The sequence below is a fragment of the Plesiomonas sp. genome (genome assembly GCF_051650925.1).
Classification (GTDB): Bacteria; Pseudomonadota; Gammaproteobacteria; order Enterobacterales; family CAMTGL01; genus Plesiomonas.
Window position 1 is genome coordinate 1 of the sequence record NZ_JBOFRH010000536.1, and the last position, 2,095, is coordinate 2,095.

Below are 2,095 nucleotides of genomic sequence, written 5' to 3' on the forward strand. Positions count from 1 at the left end.
GTCAGTTCCTTGAGGTGCAATTCCAACGCCGCTGGAAAATCCACTTTGCGAAAAAGACCAAACATGCGAGGCAAAACATCAACGACATTGGCCGTTATCTCAAACGTCCGCCGATGGCAGCCTCTGCACTGCGCCATTATACTGGGGGCGCCGTTGTTCATCACTATTATGACCACCGCACACAGCAACACCGAAGGCAGATACTGAGTCAGGAAGAGATGCTGCTGCGTTATATCAGCCATATCCCCTCACGCCATTTTAAGCAACTGTCTTGAACGTAAAAATTATGAGGCAACGTGATGGTACGACTCATCCCATTCTTCGTTCTTTCTGAGCATTGCGTTCAGGATGGTCAGCAACTTGCGCATACAGGCAACCAGCGCCACTTTTTTGGGTTTTCCTGCTGCAAGCAGCCGCATGTAAAACGCCTTTAGCACCGGGTTAAAGCGGGTTGCGACAAGCGCAGCCATGTACAAGGCTGTTCGAACACCAGCCCTGCCGCCAAAGATCGTTCGTCGTCCCCTCATGGTGCCAGAGTCCCGGTTTACCGGGGCAACGCCAACAAACGGCCTGGAGAGGCTGCCCAGCACGGGAACCTCGGCCAGCAATGCTGCTGTGGTCATGGTGCCAACACCTTTAATACTGCTCAGTCGCTCAGCAAGCTCGCTGAAATGAGTCTCGATATGCCTGTTCATACCGGCATCGATTCTCGCAAGCTCATCTACCAGTGCTTTGATGATGATATTAATGCTTTCCCTGCTCTGCGGATGAGCCGGGTGCAGACGGTTACGCTCAGCCACCAACATAGTAATCAGCTGGCGGCGGCGCACCATCATTGCCGCAAGAGTCTGACGCTCTGCATCCGGCAGAGCCCGGATAAAACGTCCCCGCTCCGGATGGCGATTAATGACATCAGCCATCTGCGCAAGCACTTTGGCATCAATGTGGCCTGTCTTTGCCAGATATCCCATTGCACGGGCAAAATCGCGGGCCTGTCTGGGATTGATGACTACAACGTCAAAACCTTCAGCCTGAAGAGAGCAGGCCACGGCGCCTTCAAGACCACCGGTGGCCTCCAGCCGAACCAGCGTAACGGCATGCTTTCTCAGTTCGGCAGTAATGAGATCAAAACCATCATCGTTATTACTGACCGTAAACTGTTCAATATCAGAGCTAGCAGCAATGTCCAGCGTAGCTTTGGAAACATCAATGCCCACACAGAGTGGATTCGGCTGACTCATGATTACCCATCCTTGCAAATACGTTATGGAGTACGGACAACTGTTCGGGTTTCAGATGAGCGGTTCAGCGTATGCGCCATTTGCTTAAAAACGGGCTTAAAACCCCAGATGGTATCGGGCTGCATACGCCTTGCCAAATCCAAACGTAGCTATTGTAAATCGTCTTCAAGATACAAGATGGTCCGGTATTACGGTTTTCTGTCAAACCGCAAACGCGGTGAGTTATTGCCAAAAATCTATGCCGCACTAGCAATGGAGGTGAAGACAAAACCCACTAAACCTGGCTATGCCGCGTTGATGAAACAATTTACGCATGTCGATCCCTATCAGTGCGTGTTATGTGGCGATCGGATGGTGTTTTCGAGTGCGGAAGTCGGTTCGCGAGCCGAGGTATTGCTTGCTCAACGCCGTCAGAAGCTAGAAAAGAAGCGATGGTTATTAGCGGCGTAGGGAAGATCTGCCTTAAATTTGGATTTATGCCAAAAAGTGAATATTTTCCGTTCAGTCGTCAATCATTGAGGCAGTTTTATCATTGTTTATGAAAGAATACGCTCCCTCGCAGGCAGAGATTTGGCGTTATAACGTCAATAATGACTGATTGAAAATCCTAACCATGAACAATTCCGCTCTGGCCTCAATAAAACACAGTTCTGCGCCCCATGGAGACAACGGGTGCTGATCTTGTAGTAAGGGAAGTCAAAAGCCTGCACGGACTGGTGATGTAGGTGTATCAGTTTTAAATCGCCGTTGACACCCCGCAGCAGATCACTGTGGGGATTTAGTGACGCTTACGATCTGTATCACAACATAAGCTTGTAGCAAGGCTATTATTACGTTGCTAAAATTAACTGTTC

The 2,095-nt window shown here is 49.8% G+C and carries 1 protein-coding gene and 2 pseudogenes; 2 read left to right on the top strand and 1 reads right to left on the bottom strand.

The genetic code is table 11. The features are described 5' to 3' along the window. Positions 1-269, top strand: a pseudogene (locus tag ACRC27_RS12775) (transposase); the annotation flags it as partial. Between the two features lie 15 nt (positions 270-284). Here the strand turns inward: ACRC27_RS12775 and ACRC27_RS12780 are convergent. Continuing rightward, positions 285-1,241: an IS110 family transposase gene (locus tag ACRC27_RS12780; RefSeq protein WP_438640043.1), complete on the bottom strand. Its 957-nt coding sequence runs from the start codon at positions 1,239-1,241 to the stop codon at positions 285-287. A gap of 171 nt (positions 1,242-1,412) precedes the next feature. Here ACRC27_RS12780 and ACRC27_RS12785 point away from each other — a divergent pair. Then, a pseudogene (locus ACRC27_RS12785) lies at positions 1,413-1,691 on the top strand (IS91 family transposase); the annotation flags it as partial. Between the last annotated feature and the right edge of the window lie 404 nt (positions 1,692-2,095).